At 50.7% G+C, this 23,745-nt stretch carries 22 protein-coding genes; 7 read left to right on the top strand and 15 right to left on the bottom strand.

All coding sequences use genetic code 11. The annotated features are described in order from the left end of the window. Positions 1-35: 35 nt before the first annotated feature. On the top strand, positions 36-1,325 hold the full coding sequence (rhlB, locus tag CWI69_RS10255; protein WP_126764115.1) for an ATP-dependent RNA helicase RhlB: 1,290 nt from the start codon (positions 36-38) through the stop codon (positions 1,323-1,325). After that, the gene (locus CWI69_RS10250; protein WP_126764114.1) at positions 1,325-2,248 is read left to right on the top strand and encodes a Ppx/GppA family phosphatase; all 924 of its coding nucleotides are present in this window, start codon (positions 1,325-1,327) and stop codon (positions 2,246-2,248) included. Before rhlB ends, CWI69_RS10250 begins: the two co-directional genes overlap by 1 nt. On the opposite strand, the gene hemB is transcribed toward CWI69_RS10250, so the two are convergent. From hemB to trmH, 12 genes are read right to left on the bottom strand one after another with little or no spacing between them, the layout of a single operon-like run. After that, entirely contained in the window at positions 2,245-3,249 is a 1,005-nt protein-coding gene (gene hemB, locus CWI69_RS10245; RefSeq protein ID WP_126764113.1) for a porphobilinogen synthase, read from the bottom strand. The genes CWI69_RS10250 and hemB overlap by 4 nt on opposite strands. Beyond that, positions 3,250-5,046: a sensor domain-containing diguanylate cyclase gene (locus CWI69_RS10240; protein WP_198678940.1), complete on the bottom strand. Its 1,797-nt coding sequence runs from the start codon at positions 5,044-5,046 to the stop codon at positions 3,250-3,252. It abuts the gene before it with no gap. Then, complete coding sequence (locus CWI69_RS10235; RefSeq protein WP_126764111.1) at positions 5,031-5,834, bottom strand: TatD family hydrolase; 804 nt, start codon at positions 5,832-5,834, stop codon at positions 5,031-5,033. Before CWI69_RS10235 ends, CWI69_RS10240 begins: the two co-directional genes overlap by 16 nt. 1 nt (position 5,835) lies before the next feature. Beyond that, the gene (locus CWI69_RS10230) at positions 5,836-6,363 is read right to left on the bottom strand and encodes a hypothetical protein (RefSeq protein ID WP_126764110.1); all 528 of its coding nucleotides are present in this window, start codon (positions 6,361-6,363) and stop codon (positions 5,836-5,838) included. Then, positions 6,356-7,093: a twin-arginine translocase subunit TatC gene (gene tatC / locus CWI69_RS10225; protein WP_126764109.1), complete on the bottom strand. Its 738-nt coding sequence runs from the start codon at positions 7,091-7,093 to the stop codon at positions 6,356-6,358. The genes CWI69_RS10230 and tatC overlap by 8 nt, the downstream gene beginning before the upstream one ends. After that, positions 7,090-7,449 (bottom strand): Sec-independent protein translocase protein TatB, encoded by a 360-nt coding sequence (tatB, locus tag CWI69_RS10220; protein ID WP_126764108.1) that lies wholly within the window; start codon positions 7,447-7,449, stop codon positions 7,090-7,092. The genes tatC and tatB overlap by 4 nt, the downstream gene beginning before the upstream one ends. Before the next feature lie 5 nt (positions 7,450-7,454). After that, entirely contained in the window at positions 7,455-7,661 is a 207-nt protein-coding gene (gene tatA / locus CWI69_RS10215) for a twin-arginine translocase TatA/TatE family subunit (RefSeq protein WP_126764107.1), read from the bottom strand. Positions 7,662-7,672: 11 nt separating this feature from the next. Then, positions 7,673-9,316 carry a ubiquinone biosynthesis regulatory protein kinase UbiB gene (ubiB, locus tag CWI69_RS10210; protein WP_126764106.1) on the bottom strand — a complete coding sequence of 548 codons (1,644 nt, stop codon included), beginning with the start codon at positions 9,314-9,316 and terminating at the stop codon, positions 7,673-7,675. A 2-nt stretch (positions 9,317-9,318) separates the two neighbouring features. Further along, positions 9,319-9,921 (bottom strand): ubiquinone biosynthesis accessory factor UbiJ, encoded by a 603-nt coding sequence (locus CWI69_RS10205; RefSeq protein ID WP_241971094.1) that lies wholly within the window; start codon positions 9,919-9,921, stop codon positions 9,319-9,321. Further along, positions 9,921-10,676 (bottom strand): bifunctional demethylmenaquinone methyltransferase/2-methoxy-6-polyprenyl-1,4-benzoquinol methylase UbiE, encoded by a 756-nt coding sequence (gene ubiE / locus CWI69_RS10200; protein WP_126764259.1) that lies wholly within the window; start codon positions 10,674-10,676, stop codon positions 9,921-9,923. The genes CWI69_RS10205 and ubiE overlap by 1 nt, the downstream gene beginning before the upstream one ends. 42 nt (positions 10,677-10,718) lie before the next feature. Next, positions 10,719-12,800 carry an ATP-dependent DNA helicase RecG gene (gene recG / locus CWI69_RS10195; RefSeq protein WP_126764258.1) on the bottom strand — a complete coding sequence of 694 codons (2,082 nt, stop codon included), beginning with the start codon at positions 12,798-12,800 and terminating at the stop codon, positions 10,719-10,721. Between the two features lie 17 nt (positions 12,801-12,817). Beyond that, positions 12,818-13,498 carry a tRNA (guanosine(18)-2'-O)-methyltransferase TrmH gene (trmH, locus tag CWI69_RS10190; RefSeq protein WP_126764104.1) on the bottom strand — a complete coding sequence of 227 codons (681 nt, stop codon included), beginning with the start codon at positions 13,496-13,498 and terminating at the stop codon, positions 12,818-12,820. Between the two features lie 298 nt (positions 13,499-13,796). On the opposite strand from trmH, the gene CWI69_RS10185 reads away from it, so the two are divergent. From CWI69_RS10185 to CWI69_RS10170, 4 genes are all read left to right on the top strand, one after another. After that, the gene (locus tag CWI69_RS10185) at positions 13,797-14,438 is read left to right on the top strand and encodes a TIGR01621 family pseudouridine synthase (protein ID WP_126764103.1); all 642 of its coding nucleotides are present in this window, start codon (positions 13,797-13,799) and stop codon (positions 14,436-14,438) included. A gap of 61 nt (positions 14,439-14,499) precedes the next feature. Then, positions 14,500-15,783, top strand: a complete 1,284-nt coding sequence (locus tag CWI69_RS10180) for a M20 family metallopeptidase (protein ID WP_377094732.1) — start codon at positions 14,500-14,502, stop codon at positions 15,781-15,783. A gap of 26 nt (positions 15,784-15,809) precedes the next feature. Beyond that, a complete protein-coding gene (locus tag CWI69_RS10175; RefSeq protein ID WP_126764101.1) occupies positions 15,810-17,669 on the top strand; it encodes a GNAT family N-acetyltransferase in 1,860 nt (619 codons plus the stop codon). Position 17,670: 1 nt separating this feature from the next. Further along, positions 17,671-18,588: a histone deacetylase family protein gene (locus tag CWI69_RS10170; RefSeq protein ID WP_126764100.1), complete on the top strand. Its 918-nt coding sequence runs from the start codon at positions 17,671-17,673 to the stop codon at positions 18,586-18,588. Here the strand turns inward: CWI69_RS10170 and CWI69_RS10165 are convergent. Both CWI69_RS10165 and CWI69_RS10160 read right to left on the bottom strand, forming a co-directional pair. Continuing rightward, positions 18,585-20,234 (bottom strand): fatty acid--CoA ligase, encoded by a 1,650-nt coding sequence (locus tag CWI69_RS10165; protein ID WP_241971092.1) that lies wholly within the window; start codon positions 20,232-20,234, stop codon positions 18,585-18,587. The two genes, CWI69_RS10170 and CWI69_RS10165, sit on opposite strands and share 4 nt — an antisense overlap. 101 nt (positions 20,235-20,335) lie before the next feature. Continuing rightward, entirely contained in the window at positions 20,336-21,859 is a 1,524-nt protein-coding gene (locus tag CWI69_RS10160) for a bifunctional GNAT family N-acetyltransferase/carbon-nitrogen hydrolase family protein (RefSeq protein ID WP_126764098.1), read from the bottom strand. A 164-nt stretch (positions 21,860-22,023) separates the two neighbouring features. Between CWI69_RS10160 and CWI69_RS10155 the strand changes: the two genes are divergently transcribed. Continuing rightward, positions 22,024-23,355, top strand: a complete 1,332-nt coding sequence (locus CWI69_RS10155; RefSeq protein WP_126764097.1) for a Na+/H+ antiporter NhaC family protein — start codon at positions 22,024-22,026, stop codon at positions 23,353-23,355. On the opposite strand, the gene CWI69_RS10150 is transcribed toward CWI69_RS10155, so the two are convergent. Next, a complete protein-coding gene (locus CWI69_RS10150; RefSeq protein WP_126764096.1) occupies positions 23,352-23,744 on the bottom strand; it encodes a RidA family protein in 393 nt (130 codons plus the stop codon). The two genes, CWI69_RS10155 and CWI69_RS10150, sit on opposite strands and share 4 nt — an antisense overlap. Between the last annotated feature and the right edge of the window lies 1 nt (position 23,745).

Genomic DNA, 23,745 nt, shown 5'->3' with positions numbered 1-23,745 from the left:
TTTTGAATGTTAGCGCAAACTGGTATGCTTATGCTATGAGTAAAACACACCTTACAGAGACACGCTTTGCCGATCTCGACCTGCATCCGCAGGTATTAACTGCTTTGAATAAGGCGGGCTTTGAGTATTGTACCCCAATCCAGGCCCTGAGCTTACCTATTGCCCTAAAAGGCCAGGATGTAGCGGGACAAGCGCAAACCGGAACCGGCAAAACTCTTGCCTTCCTGATTGCGGCTTTTACTACCCTGCTTAACAAACCGCGTTCTGGCGAAAAACGTTATCCGCGCGCTATTATTATGGCTCCTACGCGTGAACTAGCAATTCAGATCGCAAACGATGCTGAACTTCTTGCTGCTCACTGCGATATGCGCCTTGGCATTATTTATGGGGGCGAGGGTTACGAAAGTCAACGCCAACAACTCGAAGAAGGCGTTGATATTTTAATCGGCACCACCGGTCGCCTGATTGATTACTGCAAACAAGGCGTCTATCAGCTCGATAAAATCGAAGTGGTCATCCTTGATGAAGCCGACCGCATGTTCGATTTAGGCTTTATCAAAGACATTCGCTACATGTTTGAGCGTATGCCAGGCGCGAAAGAACGCCAGAGTATGTTGTTCTCTGCGACATTGTCGCAGCGGGTGCAGGAACTCGCGTACGATCACATGAACTCGCCAACCAAAGTTGAAGTTGAGCCGACCCAAAAAACCGGCATCCGCATCAGCGAAGAGCTTTTCTATCCGTCGAAACAAGACAAAATTAAGCTATTGCTGACCCTGATTGAAGAAGACTGGCCGGATAAAGCCATCATTTTCGCAAATACCAAGCATGTTTGTGAAAAGCTGTTCAATTGGCTTGAGGCCGATGGTCACCGGGTTGGTCTGCTCACCGGCGATGTACCGCAGCGCAAGCGCTTGAAGATTCTGGAAGATTTTTCAGCCGGCACCCTCGATTTTCTGGTTGCCACTGATGTTGCTGCCCGGGGTTTGCACATCCCCGAAGTAAGTCACGTGTATAACTATGACCTGCCAGACGATTTCGAAGATTATGTCCATCGCATTGGACGTACCGGCCGTGCTGGTGCCAGCGGTAAAGCGATTAATTTAGCCTGCGAAGAGTACGTTTATAATTTGCCTGCTATCGAGGACTATATTGGTCACACCATTCCGGTAACCAAATACGACCCTGACGCCCTGTTAAGCGATTTGCGTACACCACGCCCAAGTGGCCGTCGTCGCAGCCGTGGTGGACGTCGTGGGGGCAGTGGTGGCCAACAACGCCGCTCGTCCGGTCAACGCAAACCGCCAGCAAAGCGTAACGGCTAATGCGTCAGCATCCGCGTATCGCAGCAATCGACCTGGGCTCTAATAGCTTCCACATGTTGATTGCCAAAGCGACTACGCGGGGCTATCGGATTATTACCCGCCATCGGCAAAAAGTTCGTCTCGCTGATGGCCTTACCCCTGAGCTTACCCTTAATGATGCTGCAATTGAACGCGGCGTCGCTTGTCTCAAAGACTTTGCCCAGCTACTTAAAAACTATGAGCCGCTGCAGGTGCGCTGCGTTGCAACTGCGTCCCTGCGCAAGGCCAGCAACCGTAAACAGATCTTAAAACACTTCGAGCGCGCCCTTGGCGCCACCATTGATATTATTTCCGGTACTACTGAAGCTGGTCTCATCTATCAGGGTGCAACATTAGATCTGGCGCGCCCGGACAGCGCCATGCTGGTGCTGGATATTGGCGGTGCCAGCACCGAAGTGATTGCTGGCATAGGTACCGAACCTCATGTTTTAAAAAGCCTGGATATGGGCTGTGTAGTCTGGCAAAACCGTTATTTCGCTGACGGCCTCATTACCGCTGCGCGTTTTGCCGAAGCTATTGATAGTGCTAAAAAGTTGATACAGCCACTGGCGAAAACCTATCAGGCGCACGGCTGGCAGACCGTTTGTGGTGCTTCAGGGACATTCCGGGCAGTGCAGGACTGTCTGCGTCAGCATGGGTCCGACACGATGAGCGCCGAATTTATCAATTATTGTATGCAGGAAACCATCAAACTAGGTCATGTTGAGCAATTAGAGCAACTGGGCATTCGCGATGACCGCATGGCAGTTTTTTGTGGCGGGCTAGCGATTCTGGTCGCGCTGACTGAAAGTCTCGATATCCGCACTATTGACCTCGCGCAAGGGGCTTTGCGCGAGGGGCTCGTCCATACCATGCTCACCGAGCGTAAACGTTCGCTCGCTTAATGGTCTTGCGCTAGTTTTTGCGCGGCAAATTTCGCAAAATACGTCAGCACACCGTCAGCGCCGGCTCGCTTGAAGCCAAGCAAAGACTCAAAAATGACTTCTTCAGTCAACCAGCCATTCGCTATCGCCGCTTGCAACATGGCGTACTCACCACTGACCTGGTAGGCAAAGGTTGGCACTTTGAACGTATCTTTCACGCTCCGGACGATATCAAGATAGGGCATGCCCGGCTTGACCATCACCATATCGGCGCCTTCATCCAAATCTAACGCTACCTCATGCAGTGCCTCGTCAGCATTCGCCGGATCCATCTGGTAGGTTTTTTTATTGCCGCCTTTCAGGTTGCCGGAGGAGCCAACCGCATCACGGAACGGCCCGTAAAAAGCCGACGCATACTTGGCGGAATAGGCCATGATCTGAACATTGTGGTAACCACTCTCCTCCAATGCTTCACGGATAGCAGCAATACGTCCATCCATCATATCTGAGGGCGCGACCACATCTGCGCCGGCTTCAGCATGAGAAAGAGCCTGTTTTACCAAGGCTTCGGTGGTGATGTCATTCTGCACGTAACCCTGCTCATCAATAATGCCGTCCTGCCCATGGGTCGTGAAAGGATCAAGCGCAACATCAGTGATGACGCCAAGCTCCGGAAGCTCCGCTTTAATTGCCCGCACGGCACGTTGAGCTAAGCCGTCGGCTGCCCAGGCTGCCTCAGCAGTAAGTGATTTATCAGCGTCCGGTGTCACCGGAAAAAGTGCAACTGCCGGGATGCCAAGCGCAAAAACCTCACGGCATTCAGCCACCAGCAAGTCAATCGACAGCCGTTCTACACCTGGCATGGATGACACCTGTTGCCGTTGGTTTTCACCAGGAATAACAAACATTGGATAGATGAAATCTGCTGCGCTTAAATGATTTTCAGCCACCATGCGGCGGCTGAAATCGTGACGCCGCAAACGTCTCATGCGGCGGAATGGGAACTGACTAATGCTCTGCATCTATGGTTTTTCACTCGCATCTTTTAATGACCGCGCAATTCGGATTTGATCACGGCCAGAATTTTTCGCCTGATAAAGTGCGTTATCGGCGGCTTCCAGTAACTGCTTGCTCGAGGCGTGCCCCGGTAAGCTATTCAGTAAGGCCATACCTACGCTGACGGTGATGTTAACCTCTCCCCGCTCAGTTTTAAACGTATGCCGGCGAATAACTTCCGTCACGGTGAGCACTTTGTCGTGACAGCCGAGTTCTTGTGCGCCCGGCATCAGGATTACAAACTCTTCGCCACCATATCGATAGATGCGATCTCCGGCGCGGCGGAAGTTCACTTTCAGTAAACGCGACAGCTCGACCAGAATTTCATCACCTACCGGGTGGCCATATTTATCATTAACCTTCTTGAAGTGGTCAATGTCTATCATAACCACGGCGATGTCATAACCGGTGCGTCGGGCACGACGGACTTCTAACGGCAAGTCATCATCAAGTACGCCGCGGTTATAAAGTTTTGTCAGCCGGTCTTCATTGCTTTTAATCTCTAGCCGCTGGTTCATTTCTTTAAGCTTACGCATCACCGCTTCAAGTTCTTCGGTGCGCTGCTTCACTTTCACTTCAAGTCGGGAATTTAAGCGCTTCTCAACGGCTAAACGTTCTTTACGGTCTTCATTAAAACGAATCGCAAGCACCAGGCTTAACAGCATAATCTCAATCGCCGACCCCAACATGATCAGATAACGCTGGATGAAGAACGAATCGAAGAACCCTAAATAGCCAATGGCATTAATGATAATCGCCAGCAATAATACGCTTAAGGCCAGCGTATAGATCCGGGCGTAAGCTAAGCCCTGGCGCCATAACACAAAGCCGGTGAAGATAAGGAAACTACTGGCAAGAATAGCCATTATCAACACAATGGAAATCATGACCTCATAGGGGAATATCAGGCTGGCCAGGAACAGCAAGCCAGCAATGCCCATAATTGCCTGGAGCCCCAAATGTAGTTTTGGACTGCGTTCTTTGGTTTGCAAAATCTGGCTGGCAACCAGACTTGCAAAAATAAACGCTACGCTACCAAACAGCGGTATCGCCTTACTCTGCAACCACTCAGACCACGGCCATAAATATTGATAACCGGTACCATCAAGACTCGCTAATAACAGACCGATGGCGAGAATATACGCACTGTAATAGCCGAAGCGGGGATCGCGGGTGACGCTATAACTAAACAAGTTATAAATAATCATGCACAGCAATAGGCCAAAATACATCGCTGTCGCGGTATTAACGACTTGCTCATCGCCGAGCAGCTCTGTGGGTTCCCAGACACTCAGCGGTACCCGCATTGAGCTTGTGGTTTCAACTTTCAGATAAACCTGGACGCGGTCACGTGAAGCCACCGGAACGACAAAGTTACGATTCTCAACGGGTCGCTCATTAAACTCTTGCGCGTCACCAACGCTAACCCGTTCTATAACTTCATTATTGGCAACATAGTAGATATCGACCTTATCCAGTAATGGATAAGCAATGCGGATCACCCGATCATGATCGACCGGAGGTAGTGTGAAATGGAACCAGTAGGTCGCGGAGGTATAACCAAAGGACGCTGCGTTATTATTAAGCACACTCCAAAAGCCAGGCTCTTTGTCGATTAGATTCTGAACCGACTGGCTGCCATTGGTGTCGACATGGTAATAAATTGGTGGCATGGGCTCTTGAGCTGAGGCACTTGCAGCACCTAATCCCCAGTAGAAAGCTATTCCAACCAGTGCCAACCATCGAACTAAGGTTTTAGCCATCCTTCGCATCCAAATAATAAGTGACTGTTTTGCCAGGTCGCTGCAGCCAGATCATCTAATGATTCGTGACGTAGCTCAGCAACAACTTTTGCAATTTCAGGAAGCCAACATGGCTCATTAAAGCTTGGGCGGGGCTTAAGCGTTCGCGGCACCAGAAACGGTGCATCCGTTTCTATAACCAAACGCTCACGCGGAATCAGTGGTACAGCCTTGCGCAGAGCTCCCCCACGTCGCTCATCGCACACCCAACCAGTGATTCCTATAAAACAGTCTAACTTTAGATACTCTTCGAGCTCTTCGCAACCACTAGTGAAGCAATGTGCTAATTTTATTGGTATTTTACTGGCGTATTTTTGTAACAGACGATGTTGCTCCGCAAAAGCATCACGCTCATGCAGGTACACCGGCATATTAAGTTCTGCCGCCAGTTCAAGCTGCTGCTCGAAAACGTCGAGCTGGATCGCCGCTGGTGAATAGTTGCGATTGAAATCAAGGCCGCATTCGCCGATGGCATGCACACTGGGATGGCGCGCCAGCTCACGTAACTGTTGCTGTAGGTCGGCTGGGGCATTGACTGCGTCATGAGGATGCACGCCAGCAGTCACAACTAGCTGTGGAAAGCGTTCCGCCAACGCGATGGCCTGTTCGGCCTCGGCAAGATTACAGGCGATGACGGCAATGCGCTCAACGCCAGCTGCATGCGCCCGTTGTAAAATAGCGTCAGGATTCTCCGTAAAGCGGGAGTGGGTTAAATTAACTCCCGCATCGAACCACCGCCGCTGATTCACCTCAGTCCTCTACGCGACGCACACGAATACGCCGGGTGTCATCATCACGACCAAGGAAGAAGCTGTTGAAGACGCCACGCTCGATATAGAATTCGGCATCATCAGGAAGCGGAACCGTACGAGAATCAATCTGCTCCCAACGCTGTCCGTTGGTGAGCACTATCTCCCATTTACCATAAAAATTGCGTTGTGCATCAGCAATTTTTACATAAATTTTGTCGGGCCGATCGCTGGTTGGATCGTCAAGGTGCTCGCGTCCGAATTCATCTTCCATGGTACTACGGTTCTGTGGCGCAGCAGTAGTTTCTTGTGCTGGCGCCGGCGCCTCACCAGCGGCAAGTTTATCGAAACAAACCAGTCGCTGTAGCGGATTTTCGATACTTGCACAATTGCGCAATTGCTGTTGCGACACATCTTGTGCGATAGCGTTTGGAGCTGCTAAAGCTGCCAACGAGATACAACCGACAACACTCCCCAAACCAAACAATTTCATCATTTTAAATGATTCCCACTTCAATAGTTTATTCATGCTCTGCATCTGCATCACGTGGCTTGCGTTGATATAGACTAGCAATCACTAGTCCAAGTTCAAACAACAACCACATTGGAATAGCCAATAATGTTTGCGAAATAACATCCGGTGGAGTCAGTATCATCCCCACCACAAACGCACCGACAATGACATAGGGACGTTTGGCGCGCAACGACTTGACGTTAGTCACACCGGTCCAGCACAGTAAAATTATCGCTACGGGAGTTTCAAACGCAATCCCAAAAGCCATAAAAATTGCCAGCACAAAGTCGAGGTACCGGGCGATATCCGTCGCGACCGTAACACCTTCAGGTGCTGAATTTGCCAAAAAGTTCAATGCCAGCGGCAAAACAACCCAATAAGCGAATGCAACGCCAGCATAAAACAATAAACTGCTCGATACCATGAGCGGTACCACTAAACGTTTTTCGCGCTTATACAGCCCCGGCGCAATAAACCCCCAAACCTGCCATAACAACATCGGCACAGCAACTGCGATAGCACTGACCAACGCAAGTTTAAACGGAGTAAAAAAGGGCGTTGCGACGTCGGTAGCTATTAACGTACTGCCTTGTGGCAAACTGGCGAGCATCGGCGCTGCTACGTAGCGATAAAGCTCATCGGCAAAAACTGCAAAAACCGAGAAAATCAGCAGTACTACAATGACGCACCAAAGCAACCGGCGCCGTAACTCGAGCAAGTGATCAATTAGCGGCGATTGGCTCATGAGGACGGTTTTGACTCATCGGTTGCGGGAGGTTCGCTTTCGTCATCTTGCGCGTTCGGCTTTTTCGCGTAGGGTCGCTGCACGCCAGCTGCGGCTTCCCGCAACTCGGCCATAGAACGTTGCAACTCTGGCGAGAGTTTTTCAACGTCCATTTGTTCCGCTTTTTTCAGATGATCGTGGAGTTCTTTTATGCGCAGCTCATGATTCAATTCAGCCTGCACCGATGTGCCAAAGCTTTTCATCTTCTGTATGCCACGCTGCAAACCGCGCAGGGCGACGGGAAGACGCTCTGGTCCAAGAACTAACAATCCAATGAGCGCAACAAATAGCAGCTCCCAGAAGCCGATATCAAACATACCGCTTAAGCGTCCTTGTCCTTGTCATGCTCAGACTTAGTGTCGACTTTTTTATGTTCATTGTTGCTTGTGGTTTCGTCATCACTGACTGATTTTTTGAAACCTTTAATTGCTGAACCTAAGTCACCACCCAGCGACCGCAGTCGCTTCGTGCCAAACAACAGCACGATAATGACCAGCAGGATCAGCAGTTGCCAAATACTAATACCCATAACACCCTCATTTAATTGTGGCTGGCTTTGCGCCAACTCATTGCAATACTCAGGACTGTTAATACGCCACTCACGGACGTCAGCCATAGCGGTTGATTACTGGTCCACAACAGGGTTGTGCTTACCAGCAATGCCGCCCCTGTCATTCCCCACCAAAGGCGCCAGGCGAATTGCCGCTGGCTTCGTAGCAGAGCCTGTGTCGCCGCTTGTTGGTGTTCGATTTGATGCTTTTGCGTGCTTAAATATTCGTGCAGCAAGTTCGGCATCTCGGGCATTTTTTCTGCCCAATATGGCGCTTGTTCTTTTACTGAGCGTAACACTGCACGCCAGCCCAACTGCTCTTTCATCCAGCGCTCAAGAAATGGCTTCGCTGTCTGCCAAAGATCGAGCTGAGGATAGAGGGTGCGGCCGAGCCCCTCAACGTAAAGTAATGTTTTTTGCAGCAACACCAGTTGCGGCTGAACTTCCATTTCAAAACGTCGCGCGGTATTGAACAAATTCACTAATACATGGCCAAACGAAATCTCTGCCAACGGCTTATTGAAAATTGGCTCGCAGACGGTCCGAATCGCCGACTCGAAGTCTTCAACATTAATATGTGCAGGCACCCAGCCCGAGTCAACGTGAAGCTCGGCAACTTTCCGGTAGTCGCGATTAAAAAAGGCTAAAAAGTTCTCCGCAAGATAACGTTTATCTTCACGATTGAGCGTACCGACAATGCCGAAATCAATGCCCAGATATTGGGGATCCTGCGGATTCTCGCGCGAAACAAAAATATTTCCCGGATGCATGTCAGCGTGAAAGAAACTATCGCGGAATACTTGCGTAAAGAACACTTCCACCCCGCGCTCAGCAAGCTTTTTCATATCCACGCCGATAGCGAGTAACGCATCAACATCGCTGATAGGTATGCCGTCAATCCGCTCCATCACCATAATATTCGGGCGACTGAAATCACTATAAACCTTTGGAATATAGAGTAACTTCGAATCTTCAAAGTTGCGCCGCAGTTGTATGGCATTGGCCGCTTCGCGCGCTAAGTCTAATTCGTCGAGTAGCGTTTTACGGTACTCTTTTACCACTTCTTTTGGTTTTAGCCGGCGCCCATCCGGCAAGTGTTTAGCCAACACGCCGGCCAGGGTTTCCATCAACCGCAAATCGGCAGCGATCACGCCGCGGATATCGGGACGAATAACCTTAATGACCACATCAGCGCCTGTGTCATCGCCATTTCTAAGGGTCGCGGTGTGTACCTGGGCAATGGATGCCGAAGCGAGCGGCGTTACCGAAAAGTCGATAAAGGCATCGTTAATGCTGCGTAGTCCCAGTGCTTTTTCAATGAGCTGTTGTGCCTGTTCACCGGGAAATGGTTTTACCTTGTCCTGCAGCTTTGCCAGCTCCAGTGCAATGTCTGGCGGCAGCAGGTCACGCCGGGTAGAGAGCATCTGCCCGAATTTAACCCAAACCGGCCCCAGCGATTCAAGCGCCAGCCGCAACCTCATGCCCGCAGGCTTATCTTTATGGCGGTTTGGTAACCAGAATAAGCTGTAGCGCGCCAGCCGCACTGACCATGGCATCCAACGGGCTGGAATCAGCTCGTTGAGGCCATAGTGCAAAAAGGTACGGGTGATCTGATACAGTCGTTTCGTTCGCATGGTTAACCTTGCTGCTCTTTGAGGTGCCGTTCCAGCTTATCGACCTGGGCACGCAGTGCCTGCATGTCCTGTTGAAACTGAATAAATCTCTCGCGCGCCGGCAGCAGGTGTTGCTCTTCTACCAAGGCATCCCTGACCCACTGCTGTGAATCTGCCTGGAATCGCTCTGCGCGCTTACGGCCGCGACGAAACGCATTTACCAGCAGTTGTGCAGGTACATCGCCCAGCCGTTGCGACAGCTGCTCCGGCCAATCGATATCAAGATCAGTTAACAATTTGCTTAACTGCTGCGCCAACATCGGGTCACCCTCAATATCAAGCTTATCTGCTTTGATCAATCGCGTAATATTGGCGCTGTCGCGTAACTCCGGCAGTACTGCAATTTCCGTTACGATATGGCAGTCAACGATACTGTCGTCGACCCAGCTGAGCATCACACCCTGTGCTGTTACCCCTAGGGTAAGTGGCTTACCCAGCTCTTTTAACGACAGCCGTAAACGGCGCCCCTCAAGCTTTTGCAGACGCTGTGGCGTTTGTCCATCAAGATGGAGAATATGGTTGGCGAAGCTCTCAACCAATTGTGTTGGTAGCACAGTCCACAACATCAAAATTTAAACCCGCGGTGCAAGGCGACGATGCCGCCAGTGAGATTGTCGTAGGTCACGCGTTCATAGCCGGCTTGCTCCATCATTCCTTTCAGGGTTTCCTGATCAGGGTGCATACGAATCGACTCAGCTAAATACTGATAACTTTCGGCATCACCAGCAACCAGTTGACCCATTTTAGGCAACACATTGAAGGAGTAGAAATCGTAGGCCTGAGACAACATTGGCGGTACCGGTTTGGAAAACTCAAGTACCAGCAAGCGGCCACCTGGTTTTAGCACCCGGAACATTGATTCCAGTGCTTTTTGTTTATCAGTTACATTACGCAAACCAAAAGCGATGGTAATAATATCGAAAGTGTCATCAGCAAAAGGTAAATCTTCGGCATTGGCCTGCACGTAATCGACATTGCCAACGATGCCCTTATTGCGCAATTTATCGCGGCCAACATCGAGCATGGCCTGATTGATATCTGCCAGTACGACCTCACCTTTGGGACCAACCCGCCGCGAGAATTGTGCGGTCAAATCACCGGTGCCACCAGCGATGTCCAGCACCTTCATGCCCGCGCGAACGCCACTACAATCGATGGTGTAGCGTTTCCAGATACGGTGAATACCAAACGACATGACGTCGTTCATGATGTCGTATTTTTGCGCCACTGAATTAAATACATTAGCGACAAGACCTTGCTTTTCATCTTTAGCAACTTGCTTGTAGCCAAAATCAATGGTGTCAGACTTTGAATCTTTCATCATGCTGCCTTTTCATTAATGGACGCCTAGTGTACTACGAATTTACGCCTGGGCGTAGTGGTCACGACGGGGTAACCAGCGTTGAATTAACGCTTCCGAAGTCTCTGGATACTGCTGCCATAATTGTTGCGCTAACTGTTGTGCATCATCCAGCAGGTAGTTATGTTTCATTACGTCAGCAACCTTCATTTCGGTCACCCCGGTTTGCCGCTGGCCAAGTAACTCCCCCGGTCCGCGTAATTCGAGATCGCGTTGGGCAATAACAAAGCCATCGTTGCTGTCACGCAGCACACCCAATCGCTGGGTTGCAGTTTTCGATAACGGCGCATGATAAAGCAACACACAATGACTGGCTACGGCGCCACGCCCCACCCGGCCGCGTAACTGATGCAATTGCGCCAGCCCCAGCCGCTCCGGGTTTTCGATGATCATCAAACTGGCATTGGGCACATCAACACCGACCTCAATCACGGTCGTCGCTACCAGCAGATCCAACTCGTGCGCCTTAAACGCCTGCATCACAGCTTCTTTCTCGGCGCTTTTCAGGCGACCATGGACCAGACCAATTCGCAGATCCGGCAGCGCTTCAGCAAGTTGGTTCGCACTATCTTCAGCAGCCTGGCACTGTAATGCTTCCGATTCTTCTATCAGGGTACAGACCCAATAGGCCTGGCGTTTTTCTTTGACGCAGACATCGTGCACCCGGGTAATCACCTGGTCACGCCGGGTATCCGGCACGGCCACCGTGGTGACCGGAGTCCGCCCGGGAGGCAACTCATCAATTATTGAGGTGGCTAAATCGGCATAAGCGGTCATAGCTAAGGTACGCGGTATAGGTGTTGCCGTCATGATCAGCTGGTGCGGCTGATACCCCTGTTGCACACCTTTTTCACGCAAGCCAAGACGTTGGTGAACGCCAAAGCGGTGTTGTTCATCAATGATCACCAGCACCAGATTGTGATACGCAACATCAGCCTGAAATAATGCATGGGTACCGACCACCATATTAAGTTCGCCACTGGCCAGCGCAGCAAGATTCCCTTTGCGCTGTCTGGCATTTTGCTTACCCATTAAAAAGCCCACCTGAATGCCGAGTGGCGCAAACCATTGCTGGAAGGTCAGCGCGTGTTGCTCAGCAAGTATTTCAGTCGGCGCCATTAATGCCACCTGATACCCCTGCCCGATTGCGGTCAGAGCCGCTAACGCAGCGACCAGAGTTTTGCCCGATCCGACATCGCCCTGCACCAGTCGCATCATCGGAATCGGTTCAGATAAATCCTGCTGAATTTCATTCACCACACGTTGCTGAGCGGCAGTTGGCTTAAAGGGCAGGCGACTCAAAAACTCTTGTTGCAACTGCGAGTGGGGTTGCAGTGATCGCGCCTGATGCTGTTGTTTGATGGCGCGCAATTTTAGTAGGCTCAACTGATGCGCAACCAACTCTTCCATCGCCAGACGCTCTTGCGCTGGGTGCGTCCCATCCTGCAGTTCACCCAAACTGACGTCCAGTGGCGGGCGGTGTAATAACCGGATCGCCGCCGCCAACCCCATGCCGTTGGGTTGCAGTTGCTCAGGCATTAGCTCCGGCAATGCTTTATCGGTCAGGTAAGTTAGTGCTTGCTCACTTATCTTTCTTAAGGTGGCCTGCTGCACTCCCTCAGTGGTTGGGTACACAGGTGTCAGCGAACTTTCGGCAAGTTCCGGCGCCGCTCCGGTGATTATTTTGTATTCCGGGTGAATCATATCGGGGCCCTGCAGACCGCGCCGGGCTTCGCCAAATAACTGTAACCGGGTACCTTGCTCAAACTGCTTTAATTGGGCTGCACTAAACTGGAAAAACACAAGGTTTAGCCCGCCACTGGCATCCTGAACTCTTACTTTGAGCATCCGCCGGCGGCCATAAACCACTTCAGCTTTCACCACTGCTGCAATAACCGTTGCCGTGGTTCCCGGTTGCAGTGCTGCTATAGGATAAATACGTGAGCGATCTTCGTAACGCAAAGGCAAATGCAACAACACATCCTGTATGGTTGCCAGGCCGAGTTTCGCCATCCGCTCCTGCAACTTGGGTCCAACACCCTTGAGTACCGACAGCGGAATACGATGTAAGCCTTGGTTCGCCATTCTTTCTGTTGCCATAGTTAACTGGACCTCACCGCCTGCCACCAGGCGTCGTCAGCAACAATCTGGCCACGCTCATCCAACTCAGGATACGGCAAGTTTTTACGCCGGCAGATCTTGGCAAAAATTGGATGCCCGCCCTCAAACAATACCCGATGGCGTTCCGCCGGATCCAGATTTGACCTCTGGTAACAGCCCGCAGCTTCACGCTGGCGCTGCGCTTCGTATAAGATCACCGCGGCGGCGACCGATACGTTCAACGACTCCGCCATACCGACCATGGGGATCACTATATGCTGGTCAGCCAGACGCAGGGCATCGGCCGATACCCCCTGCTTTTCCTGACCCAGTAAAATCGCCGTTGGCTTAGTGTAATCAACCTCACGAAAATCAATGGCAGTACCAGATAACTGGGTGACCAGAACCTGCTTCCCCTCAGCTTTGAGCTGCGCAATGGCAGCCTCAGTAGATGGGTGATGATGCACCTTAACCCACTGCTGTGAGCCCATAGCAGTGCCACCTTTTACTTTTCCGCGGCGATCAAACCAGACGGCATGAACTTCATGCAGGCCAACTGCGTCGGCGGTACGAATCAGTGCAGACAGATTGTGATTTTTATGGACACTCTCAAGGCAAAGGGTAAGATCGGCCTGTCGGCGATCAAGCAGTGCATTAATTCGAGCAAATCGTTCCGGCGACATAGAGAAAACCAAGTTCGTTATTAGTTATTAGATATTAGTTATTAGATATTAGATATCAGTTATTGGATGTTAAAACCTTAGAGCGTTATTAGATATCGGTTATTGGATATTAAAATCCTAGAGCGTTATTAGATATCAGTTATTGGGTGTTTTGTTTCAACTAATAACTAATATCTAGTATCCAATAACGCTTTTGTTCTTCTAATAACTAATATCTAGTATCCAATAACGCTTTTGTTCTTCTAATAACTAATATCTAGTATCCAATAACGCTTTTGTTGTTCAGGAGTATAACGGTATGCGCGAGCTAACCCTAGTATTTCAACATACTGATTTTTATGTGTTGAATAAGCCAGCAGGGGCACCTATGCATGCCAATACCGAAGAGTTAAGCGTAGTTCATCAGCTGGCCCACCAATTGCAGGAAGAACTGTGGCCGGTCCACCGGCTCGACACGCCTACTTCCGGCGCGCTGCTGGTAGCACGTAATGCAGCCGCAGCGGCAGAGTTAAGCCAACTGTTTGCCGATAGACAAATGAACAAAACCTATCTGGCCATTGCCGCTGGAAAACCAAAGAAAAAGCAAGGTTGGGTGATCGGTGATATGGCAAAATCCCGGCGTGGCGGATGGCGTTTATTGCACAGTAAAAAGAATCCGGCACGTACCTATTTTAGCAGTGAATCACTCTGTCCCGGCTATCGCTATTACCGCCTAGAGCCAGGCACTGGCAAAACCCATCAACTACGGGTCGCGCTAAAAAGTCTCGGTGTCCCTATCGTTGGTGATCACCGCTATGGCGGTGAACCCCATGCCTATCTGCATCTGCACGCCTGGCAACTGGCCTTCAGTTATCAGGGCGCGCAAATACACGCCACCGCACCATTACCTGAGTACGGATTATTTGTTGAACTTGCGACCAAAGACGCATTGGCAAATTAACAAGGTTCAGGGCATACTCAAGACACGTTCTTAACCCAAACCTGCAAGGTACATTGTCATGTTGAAACCTACCGCTCTGGCGCTAGCCTGTGTTACAAGTTTGCTGGCAAGTCATGCCAGCTTCGCCCAAGATCCCGTGCGTATTTCTGCGGACCTTGAGTCACAAGTCATCGAATGGCGACGTGACTTTCACCAAAACCCTGAATTGAGTAATCGCGAGTTCCGCACGTCGAAAATCGTTGCCGAACATTTACGCGAGCTTGGCATGGACGTGCAAACAGGCATCGCACATACCGGCGTGGTAGGTATTTTAAAAGGTGGTAAGCCGGGTCCTGTGGTTGCTTTGCGCGCCGACATGGATGCCCTGCCGGTCACCGAACGCACGGATGTACCTTTTAAGTCCAGAGTAACCACTGAATATCGCGGTGAAGAAGTCGGCGTTATGCATGCTTGCGGCCACGATATGCACATTGCCATGTTGATGGGCGCAGCAGAGAAATTAACCGCTATGCGCGAAGACATCGCCGGCACTGTGATGTTTATCTTCCAGCCCGCTGAAGAGGGCGCACCAAAGGGTGAAGAAGGCGGCGCTGAGTTAATGCTCGAAGAAGGGCTTTTCGCTGACCTTAAGCCGGACGCTGTATTCGGAATTCACGTCGGTTCCTCTGCCCCAACGGGTTATATTGCCTACCGCAGCGGACCATTAATGGCGTCTGCCGATCGCTTTGAAATCAATGTGCAAGGCGTGCAGACCCACGGTTCACGTCCATGGGGTGGTGTAGATCCTATTGTTGCAGCAGCGCAAATTATCAATAACACGCAAACTATTATCAGTCGTCAAACCAACATTACCAACGGCCCGGCCGTTGTCAGTTTTGGTATCGTTGATGGCGGTGTGCGCAACAACATTATCCCTGATGAGGTTTATCTTGAAGGGACGATTCGTAACTTCGATATGGATAATCGCGCGCAAATTTTTGAGGACCTGAAAACCACTGCTGAACACACCGCGAAGAGCTCAGGTGCAGAAGCGCATGTCCACATCGACGAAGGCTATCCGGTGACCGTGAATGACGCCGAGCTGACCGAACAGATGTTGCCTACTATGAAGCGGGTTGCCGGTGCCGATAAAGTGGTTGTCAGTCCGCTAATCACTGGCGCTGAGGACTTCTCGTTCTATGCGCTGGAAGTGCCTGGATTGTTCGTTTTCTTGGGCGTCACGCCGGAAGGTCAGGACCCGGCAACCGCGCCAAGTAATCACTCACCTTATTTTTACGCTGACGAAGCAGCGCTGAAAGTTGGTACTGAAATGTACGTCAACTGGGTGTTTGACTACTCAAAATAAACTCCGCAACTAAAGAGGATATGCTGATGAGCGCGCAACACGGAAGCCTGCGCAGTGAAGGCAAAACCATTCACTGGCCGCAGTTGCTGAAATCAGGCAGTCGAATCTTCATTGGTTCTCATGCTGCCGTGCCACATGCGCTCATTGCTGACCTCAGTGCCCATAGCCAGCACTTGCACGATATTGAAATCGTGCAAGTGTATGCGCTTGGCGATAACACCTGGGCAGAACCCGAATACACGCAACAATTCAAGGTGAATACGCTGTTCATAGGCGGGCCGCAAGTGCGCCGCGCTGTCGCGGAAGGACGTGCCGATTACACCCCCTGTTTTATGTCAGACATTCCCTCATTGTTTCAGGACGGCATACTCCCGTTGGATGCCGCACTGATCATGGTCAGTCCGGCAGATGAATACGGCTACCACTCGCTGGGGGTCTCCGTCGATATTGTTTCGGCAGCACTACGTTCAGCGAAAAAAGTGATCGCTCAGGTCAATCCCAAAATGCCGGTTACCTTTGGTCAGGCTTTTATTCACAAAGGCCAAATTGATGCGTTCTTCGATGCTGAAGCTGACTTACCTGAAATTGCAACGACGGAACTGGATGCGGTTACCGAGCGCATCGGTCAGTATGTGTCCTTACTGGTTGAAGATGGCGCTACCATACAAATTGGCTTTGGCAATATATGCGACGCGGTGTTGCGCTATCTTGGGAACCATAAAGACCTTGGCGTGCACAGCGAAATGATTACCGATGGCATCATGGAACTTATGCAAAATGGTGTCATCAATAACCGCCGGAAGACGTACCATCAACACAAAACCGTGACCAGCTTTTGTATCGGCAGCAAAGCTTTATATGACTTCGTGGACGGCAATCCTCATATCGGCTTCTACCCCAGTGAATATGTCAATTCGCCCGCCAATATTGCCCGCAATGACACTATGATTTCCATCAATAGTGCCATCGAAGTCGACCTCACCGGTCAGGTGGTTTCTGATTCCATAGGCCATCAGTTCTACAGTGGTATCGGCGGTCATGTCGATTTCAGCCGCGGAGCATCGATGAGTAAGGGCGGTAAACCCGTGATTGCCCTGCCGTCGACCGCGAAAGACGGTACCATTTCGCGTATCGTCCCGCATTTGACCGAAGGCGTGGGTGTGGCCACCTCCCGTGCCCATGTCTATTATGTGGTCACCGAATTTGGTGTCGCGTCGCTACGCGGCAAAAGTATCCGTGAACGCGCGCTGGAATTGATCCGTGTTGCCCACCCCAAATTTCGTCAGCAGTTACTCGACGAAGTACGCCAGCACTATCATGTACCCAACTATCAGACGATCAAGTCCGTCGAGGTACCCGAATTAGGTGATGTTGGTTTCAAAGAACTGAATATCGCAGGTGAGTTCTACGATTTACGTCCACTTAATCCAAGTGACGAGCGCCGGTTACAGGAGTTTTTTTACTCGCATACGAAAGAAACCCTGCAAATGCGTTACAACACTGTGCCTACGCAAATGAGTCGGGAGAAATCCTGTACTCTGGTAAGTGTTGATCAAGCCACCGATTTAGCCTTGTGTATCGTGCGGCAGAAAGGTTCTGCGGCAGAAATACAAGCCGTAGGTCGTTACTACTACGTGCCTGCGGATAACAGTTGTGAAGTCGCTTTTGTCACCCGTGAAATCCACCAGGGCAAGGGCATGGCCAGCCGCTTGTTAGATGAAATGATCCGTATCGCCAGGTTGCGAGGTTTAGCGCATATGGTGGCCTACGTCCGCGCGGAAAATAATAAAATGTTAACGGTATTTGAGCGGGCAGGCTTTAAGCGTCTGCCCAGTGAAGAGCCCGGCGAGGTTCATCTGAAACTAGCCTTAACCGACGAGTCGTAATATGTCGATCACTGTATTTAGTCATCCTGCTTGTATGCAACACCAGGTTACCGAAATTCATCCTGAGGAACCGGCGCGGTTAAGCGCTATTAATGATCAGATTATTCGCTCCGGACTGGAACTGGCTATCAGCCAACGCGATGGTACCCCCGCAACGCAAGAGCAGTTGTATCACGCCCATGACGTCAATTACGTCAATGAGATCTTCAACAAAGCACCGACCGAAGGCCACGTCTGGCTCGACCCGGACACCTTAATGACACCGGGCTCCCTGCAAGCTGCGCTTTATGCTGCGGGCTGTGGCATCAATGCCGTGGATGAAGTCATGCAGGGGGAGAATGCCCGCGCGTTTTGTGTGGTACGCCCGCCGGGTCACCATGCTACCCATGATCAAGCTATGGGCTTCTGCATTTTTAACAATATAGCTGTGGCGGCAACCTATGCCATGGCAAATTATGACCTTGAGCGAGTCGCTATCATTGATTTTGACGTACACCATGGCAACGGCACTGAAGATATTTTCATGGGTGACGAGCGCGTTTTGCTTTGCTCTTCCTTTCAGCACCCTTTCTATCCTGACACTGGGGCCGACACCATCAGCCCGCATATTATTAATAGTCCCATGCCGGCCGGCACCGGTGGTAGCGAATGGCGCACCGAGGTTAAAAACCGCTGGTTGCCCGCCATCGACCATTTCAAACCTGAACTCATTCTGGTTTCCGCAGGATTCGATGGCCATGCGGAAGATGACATGGGTAATTTTAATCTGCGCGAAGAAGATTATCTCTGGATCGCAAAAAGACTAAAGGAAATGGCTGAACGACACTGCGGCGGCCGGGTGCTTGCTATGCTAGAAGGTGGTTACGACCACAGCTCCCTGGGCAGAAGTGTGGTCGCATTTATCAAAGGCTTGATTTAGTCGTCCTGCAACTGGCTGCGGATCAGTTTTTTATCCACTTTGCCAACGCTGGTTCGCGGAATTTCGTCCACCACTTTGATGGTATCAGGAATTGCCCATTTCTCGATTAAGCCCTCGTCAACAAAGCTCTGCATGTGTTGAACCACTGCCGCATGATCGACCTCAGCACCAGCACGGGCGGTGATCACCGCGTGGGGACGCTCACCCCATTCATCGTCAGGCAACCCGACCACAGCAGATAATTCAATGTCAGGGTGTTGGCTAATCAGGTTTTCAATATCCAGCGACGACACCCATTCGCCACCGGTTTTAATGACATCTTTAATGCGGTCACGAATTTGCAGCGTGTAGCTGCTATCGATACTGCCTACATCGCCGGTGTGCATCCAGCCATTCTCCCACAGCTCAGCGCTTTTCTCAGGCTCATGCAAGTACCCCTGGGTCAACCAGGGGGTGCGTACGACTACTTCACCCATAGCTTCGCCATCGTGGGGCAGGAAGCGACCATTACTGTCAATAATACGCATATTCACCAAGGGCACAGGTTTGCCGGTCTTCACGCGGGTACGTACCTGTTGTTCAAGATCAAAGTCTTCTGCACCAAGCGGTAACCAGGTGGTACTTAGCAGTGGACAGGTTTCCGACATGCCATAACCCGTATAAATCTGAATACCGCGCTCGAGTGCCGCCTTAGCTAAACCTTCAGTCAACGCGCTGCCACCAATCAGCACCTGCCAACCGCTGAAGTCGATGGCTTTCGCTTTCTCACTACTCAGCACCATTTGCAAAATAGTTGGCACACAGTGCGAGAAGGTCACTTTCTCGGTCATGAAGAGTTTCAGCAGTGTCGCCGGCTCATAACGCCCCGGATAAACCTGTTTCAGCCCCATCATGGTTGCCACATAAGGCACACCCCAGGCGTGTACGTGAAACATTGGCGTAATCGGCATGTACACACTCGACGACTGCATCAGCTGCATGTTGTCATTCATACTGGTGGTCGCCGCTAACGCCAGGGTATGCAGCACAAGCTGACGATGGGAGAAAAATACGCCTTTGGGATTGCCCGTAGTGCCTGTGGTGTAAAACGTGGTGGCAATTGCGTTTTCATCAAAATCAGGAAAGTCGAACTCGGTTAAGGCGCCGGCAAGTAAATCCTCGTACTCACCCAGAGTTTCCAGACCCGCGGGAGCAGCCTGCGCTTCATCGCTCAGCTGAATATAGCCTTTCACTGTCGTCAGTTCGCCCTGCACCTTTGCAAGTAACGGCAGGAAATCGTCATGCGCCAACACCAGATCATCTTTGGCATGATTCATGGTGTATACAACCTGTTCAGGCGCCAGACGCACGTTTACCGTATGCAGCACTGCACCAATCATGGGAACAGCAAAAAAACACTCTAAGTAGCGTGGAGTATCCCAGTCCAGCACGGCAACGGTATCGCCTTCTTTAACGCCGGCCTCGGTCAGCACGTTAGCTAAACGGTGCACCCGCTCAATGAATTCACTATAGCTGTAACGTTTACCGTTATTGCCGCCAACAATTTCGTTATCGCCGCCATAACGTTCCGCGGACAACAGCAACTGCTTGATAAGTAGCGGGTAGTTGTAAGCTTCATCCGCTGGTGGTATCAGTTTCACAGCCATAATAGCTCCTTAAAATGCAACTGCGTTATTAGTTATTAGATATCAGTTATTAGGTTTCAACCACTAACTAATATCTGTGAACCAATAACGCTCTTGTTTTTTTACCATTTCCTGGTGACTTCGTAGATGTCTGTTCTTCTGTCTTTCAAATTCGTCACTGACCCCTCGTGATGTAAATACCGCAATTCATCTAAGTTTAGATCAGAGAAGATCAGCTGCTCGGTATTTGGCGTCGTTTCCGCCAGAATCGCATCATAAGGGAAAGCAAAGTCCGACGGTGAGAATACGGCGGACTGCGCGTACTGCACGTCCAGACTTTCCACCTGCGGCAGATTACCGACGCTACCACAAGTGACCACATAACATTCATTTTCTACGGCGCGCGCTTGAGCACAATGCCGCACTCGCAGATACGCATTACGGGTATCGGTCCAGAAAGGTACGAACAGAATCTCTAAGCCTTCGGTTGCCATGATCCGTCCCAGCTCAGGAAATTCGACGTCATAACAGATAAGGATGCCGATTTTGCCCGCATCAGTATCGAAAACTTGCACCCGATTGCCACCTTCGATAACCCAGTCGCGCTTCTCGTGCGGGGTGACATGTATTTTGCGCTGTTCTTCCACGGTGCCATCACGGCGACATAAGTAGGATACGTTATAGATAACGTCGTCTTCGTCGAGTGGCATCGAGCCAGTGATGATATTGACGTTGTAACTGACCGCCATTTGCGACATTTCGCGCTTAAAGCGTTCCGTGTAACCGGCCAGAAAGCGAATCGCATCTTTTTGCTGGCTCTGATCCGTTAGCCCCATAAGCGGCGCATTAAAGAATTCAGGGAAGACGGCAAAGTCACTTTGGTAGTTCGACATTGCATCGACAAAGTACTCCACCTGCTTGAGCATTTCTTCCACCGAATCGATTTCACGCATCTGCCATTGCACCGCACCGATACGCACGTTACGGATCCGGCTACCTAAAATATTATCCGACGGCTCGTATAAAAAGTTATTCCACTCAAGCAGTGTAGCAAAACCTTCGGAGCGCTTATCTTCAGGCAAATATTTGCCGAGTAAGCGCTTCACAGTAAAGTCATTGGCCAGCTGAAAGGTTAAGATCGGATCGTAAATTTCACGGCGATGAACACTTTCAATGTATTGCCCGGGGGTCAGTTCGTCTGCGTATTTATGGAAGTTGACGATCCGGCCACCGGCTAAAATGGCTTTTAAGTTCAGTTGGCGGCAAAGCTCTTTACGCGCATCATACAAGCGCCTGCCCAGCCGGAAACCACGATAATCAGGATGAATTAGTACGTCTAATCCATACAGCGCGTCGCCTTTGCGATCATTGAGAATATTCTCTCGTGCATCCATCAAGTCTTCGTAGGTATGCGGGTTACTGAAACGTGCATACTTCACCCGCACGGTAAGCGCCACGCCAACCAGTTGACCGTTATCTTCTAACAGAATCTGGCCTTCAGGAAATTCTTTCACCAGCTTTTGTATGGTGTGTTCACCCCAGCTTCCGCCGATATCCGTATACACCTTATCCATCAATGCTTTTAATTGCGGGTAATCTTCTTTGCGCAGATTGCGTAATTGCAAGTGCAGTTCATCGGGACTCATAGACATCCTTTGTAATCCTTAGTACAACATATAACTAGTATGACGAAGTCGTAGTAATTGGCAACAACCAATAGGCTTTCGCTATTGCATCCAAAAGTTAAGACATATAAACTTCTGGACGTCTAAAATCGAAACTAACTCTAATAATAAAGGTTGGCTGTACCATGACAGAATCTGCCAGTGCACGTGCGCTACTTCCCCTTGGACTTTTTCTTACACTCTTTCTTGGCGCAGGTATTTACTTCCAGCTCGCTGGCGTAGAGATGGCGTTTTACCAGCTTGCCAGCCCGGTCGCCATCCTCCCGGCGATTATTCTTGGCGTCCTGCTGAGTAAACAAGCCTTTGAAGAGCGAATTAACACCTTCGTAGCCGGTGTTGGCGACCGCAACATTGTCACCATGTGTATGATCTACCTGTTGGCGGGCGCGTTTTCTACAGTGGCCGCTGCAACTGGTGGCGTTGATGCCATGGTCGCCCTTGGTCTGCATGTTATTCCAGCCAGCTTCCTGTTACCTGGCCTGTTTATTATTGCCGCCGTAGTATCCACCGCGATGGGCACATCAATGGGTACCTTGGGTGCACTAGCGCCTGTAGCACTGGGGCTGGGTCAGGCATCGGGTATCGACCTCCCGCTCTTGGCAGGGGTACTGGTCAGTGGTGCGATGTTTGGCGATAACCTGTCCATTATCTCGGATACCACGATTGCAGCAACGCGCACTCAGGGCTGCAACATGAGCGACAAGTTCAAAGCTAATTTGAAAATCTCCATTCCGGCCGCCATCATCACCATACTGTGGTTGGTTAGTTACGACACTGGCGCAACACCACCACAAATTCCGGATGCTAACTTATGGTTGAGCCTACCCTACTTCTTTATCATCGTACTCGCGGTCATGGGGCTTAATGTCTTTGCTGTATTGACGCTCGGTATCATCCTCGCCGCAGCCTTTGGTATGGTGACTGTCGATTACCAATGGGTAGCGTTTAGTCAGGACATCTACAAAGGCTTCGTCAGCATGCAGGAAATTTTCCTGCTTAGCTTGCTGATTGGCGGCCTGTCAGCATTGATTCGCCAGCAAGGTGGCCTGAAGTTTTTGGCCAGCACCGTCGGTAACCTAACCAAGCGTTTGTTCAAGCAGCCACAGCAGCGCGCCGCATTTGGTGTTGCCGGACTCACCGGTCTGACCAACTTCGCGGTGGCAAACAACACCGTGACGATTTTGCTGTCCGGTGAAGTTAGTAAGAAACTAGCTGAGGAAGGTAATCTTGCGCCGCGCCAAAGTGCCAGCCTGCTCGATATTTTTGCTTGTGTGGTACAGGGTGCACTGCCTTATGGTGCACAAGCACTCTTTATGGGCGCCAGCTTTGGGCTAACGCCAATTCAAGTCAGCGTGCACACCGGTTATTGCTTTATCCTGGGAGCCGTAGCTATTGCGATGATTATCTGGCGTAAGCCGTTAGAAGGCCGCGAGAAACTCGAACCGAGCACCACTTAATCGGTGCTCGGTAATTCCATAACGCCGTCAATTTCAATTTGCGCACCCTTCGGCAGAGCTTTGACGCCGATGGCTGCGCGAGCAGGGTATGGCGTGTTGAAAAATTCAGCCATCACCTCATTGACGATCGCGAACTGGCCAAGATCGATAAGGTAGATCTGTAATTTAACCATATCCTGCAATTCACCACCTGCAGCTTCACAAACAGCCGCGAGGTTTTTAAATACTTGCACCGCCTGGGCACGGAAATCCTCACTAACGAACTCCATGGTTTCAGGTTCAAGTGGGATCTGGCCGGATAAATAAACTGTCGTGCCGATTTTCACCGCTTGTGAATAGGTGCCGATTGCCGCCGGCGCATTTTCAGTACTAATAATGACTTTTGACATG

The organism is Pseudidiomarina halophila (genome assembly GCF_003987215.1).
Taxonomy (GTDB): domain Bacteria; phylum Pseudomonadota; class Gammaproteobacteria; order Enterobacterales; family Alteromonadaceae; genus Pseudidiomarina; species Pseudidiomarina halophila.
Note: the sequence above shows the minus strand (reverse complement) of the source record. Positions and strands in the feature narration are given on the sequence as shown.

Coding starts and splice junctions, on each gene's coding strand:
- rhlB (WP_126764115.1), top strand. CDS start 36: ATGAGTAAAACACACCTTACAGAGACACGCTTTGCCGATCTCGACCTG.
- CWI69_RS10250 (WP_126764114.1), top strand. CDS start 1,325: ATGCGTCAGCATCCGCGTATCGCAGCAATCGACCTGGGCTCTAATAGC.
- hemB (WP_126764113.1), bottom strand. CDS start 3,249: ATGCAGAGCATTAGTCAGTTCCCATTCCGCCGCATGAGACGTTTGCGG.
- CWI69_RS10240 (WP_198678940.1), bottom strand. CDS start 5,046: ATGGCTAAAACCTTAGTTCGATGGTTGGCACTGGTTGGAATAGCTTTC.
- CWI69_RS10230 (WP_126764110.1), bottom strand. CDS start 6,363: ATGAATAAACTATTGAAGTGGGAATCATTTAAAATGATGAAATTGTTT.
- tatC (WP_126764109.1), bottom strand. CDS start 7,093: ATGAGCCAATCGCCGCTAATTGATCACTTGCTCGAGTTACGGCGCCGG.
- tatB (WP_126764108.1), bottom strand. CDS start 7,449: ATGTTTGATATCGGCTTCTGGGAGCTGCTATTTGTTGCGCTCATTGGA.
- tatA (WP_126764107.1), bottom strand. CDS start 7,661: ATGGGTATTAGTATTTGGCAACTGCTGATCCTGCTGGTCATTATCGTG.
- ubiB (WP_126764106.1), bottom strand. CDS start 9,316: ATGCGAACGAAACGACTGTATCAGATCACCCGTACCTTTTTGCACTAT.
- CWI69_RS10205 (WP_241971094.1), bottom strand. CDS start 9,921: ATGTTGTGGACTGTGCTACCAACACAATTGGTTGAGAGCTTCGCCAAC.
- ubiE (WP_126764259.1), bottom strand. CDS start 10,676: ATGAAAGATTCAAAGTCTGACACCATTGATTTTGGCTACAAGCAAGTT.
- recG (WP_126764258.1), bottom strand. CDS start 12,800: ATGGCGAACCAAGGCTTACATCGTATTCCGCTGTCGGTACTCAAGGGT.
- trmH (WP_126764104.1), bottom strand. CDS start 13,498: ATGTCGCCGGAACGATTTGCTCGAATTAATGCACTGCTTGATCGCCGA.
- CWI69_RS10185 (WP_126764103.1), top strand. CDS start 13,797: ATGCGCGAGCTAACCCTAGTATTTCAACATACTGATTTTTATGTGTTG.
- CWI69_RS10175 (WP_126764101.1), top strand. CDS start 15,810: ATGAGCGCGCAACACGGAAGCCTGCGCAGTGAAGGCAAAACCATTCAC.
- CWI69_RS10170 (WP_126764100.1), top strand. CDS start 17,671: ATGTCGATCACTGTATTTAGTCATCCTGCTTGTATGCAACACCAGGTT.
- CWI69_RS10165 (WP_241971092.1), bottom strand. CDS start 20,234: ATGGCTGTGAAACTGATACCACCAGCGGATGAAGCTTACAACTACCCG.
- CWI69_RS10160 (WP_126764098.1), bottom strand. CDS start 21,859: ATGAGTCCCGATGAACTGCACTTGCAATTACGCAATCTGCGCAAAGAA.
- CWI69_RS10155 (WP_126764097.1), top strand. CDS start 22,024: ATGACAGAATCTGCCAGTGCACGTGCGCTACTTCCCCTTGGACTTTTT.
- CWI69_RS10150 (WP_126764096.1), bottom strand. CDS start 23,744: ATGTCAAAAGTCATTATTAGTACTGAAAATGCGCCGGCGGCAATCGGC.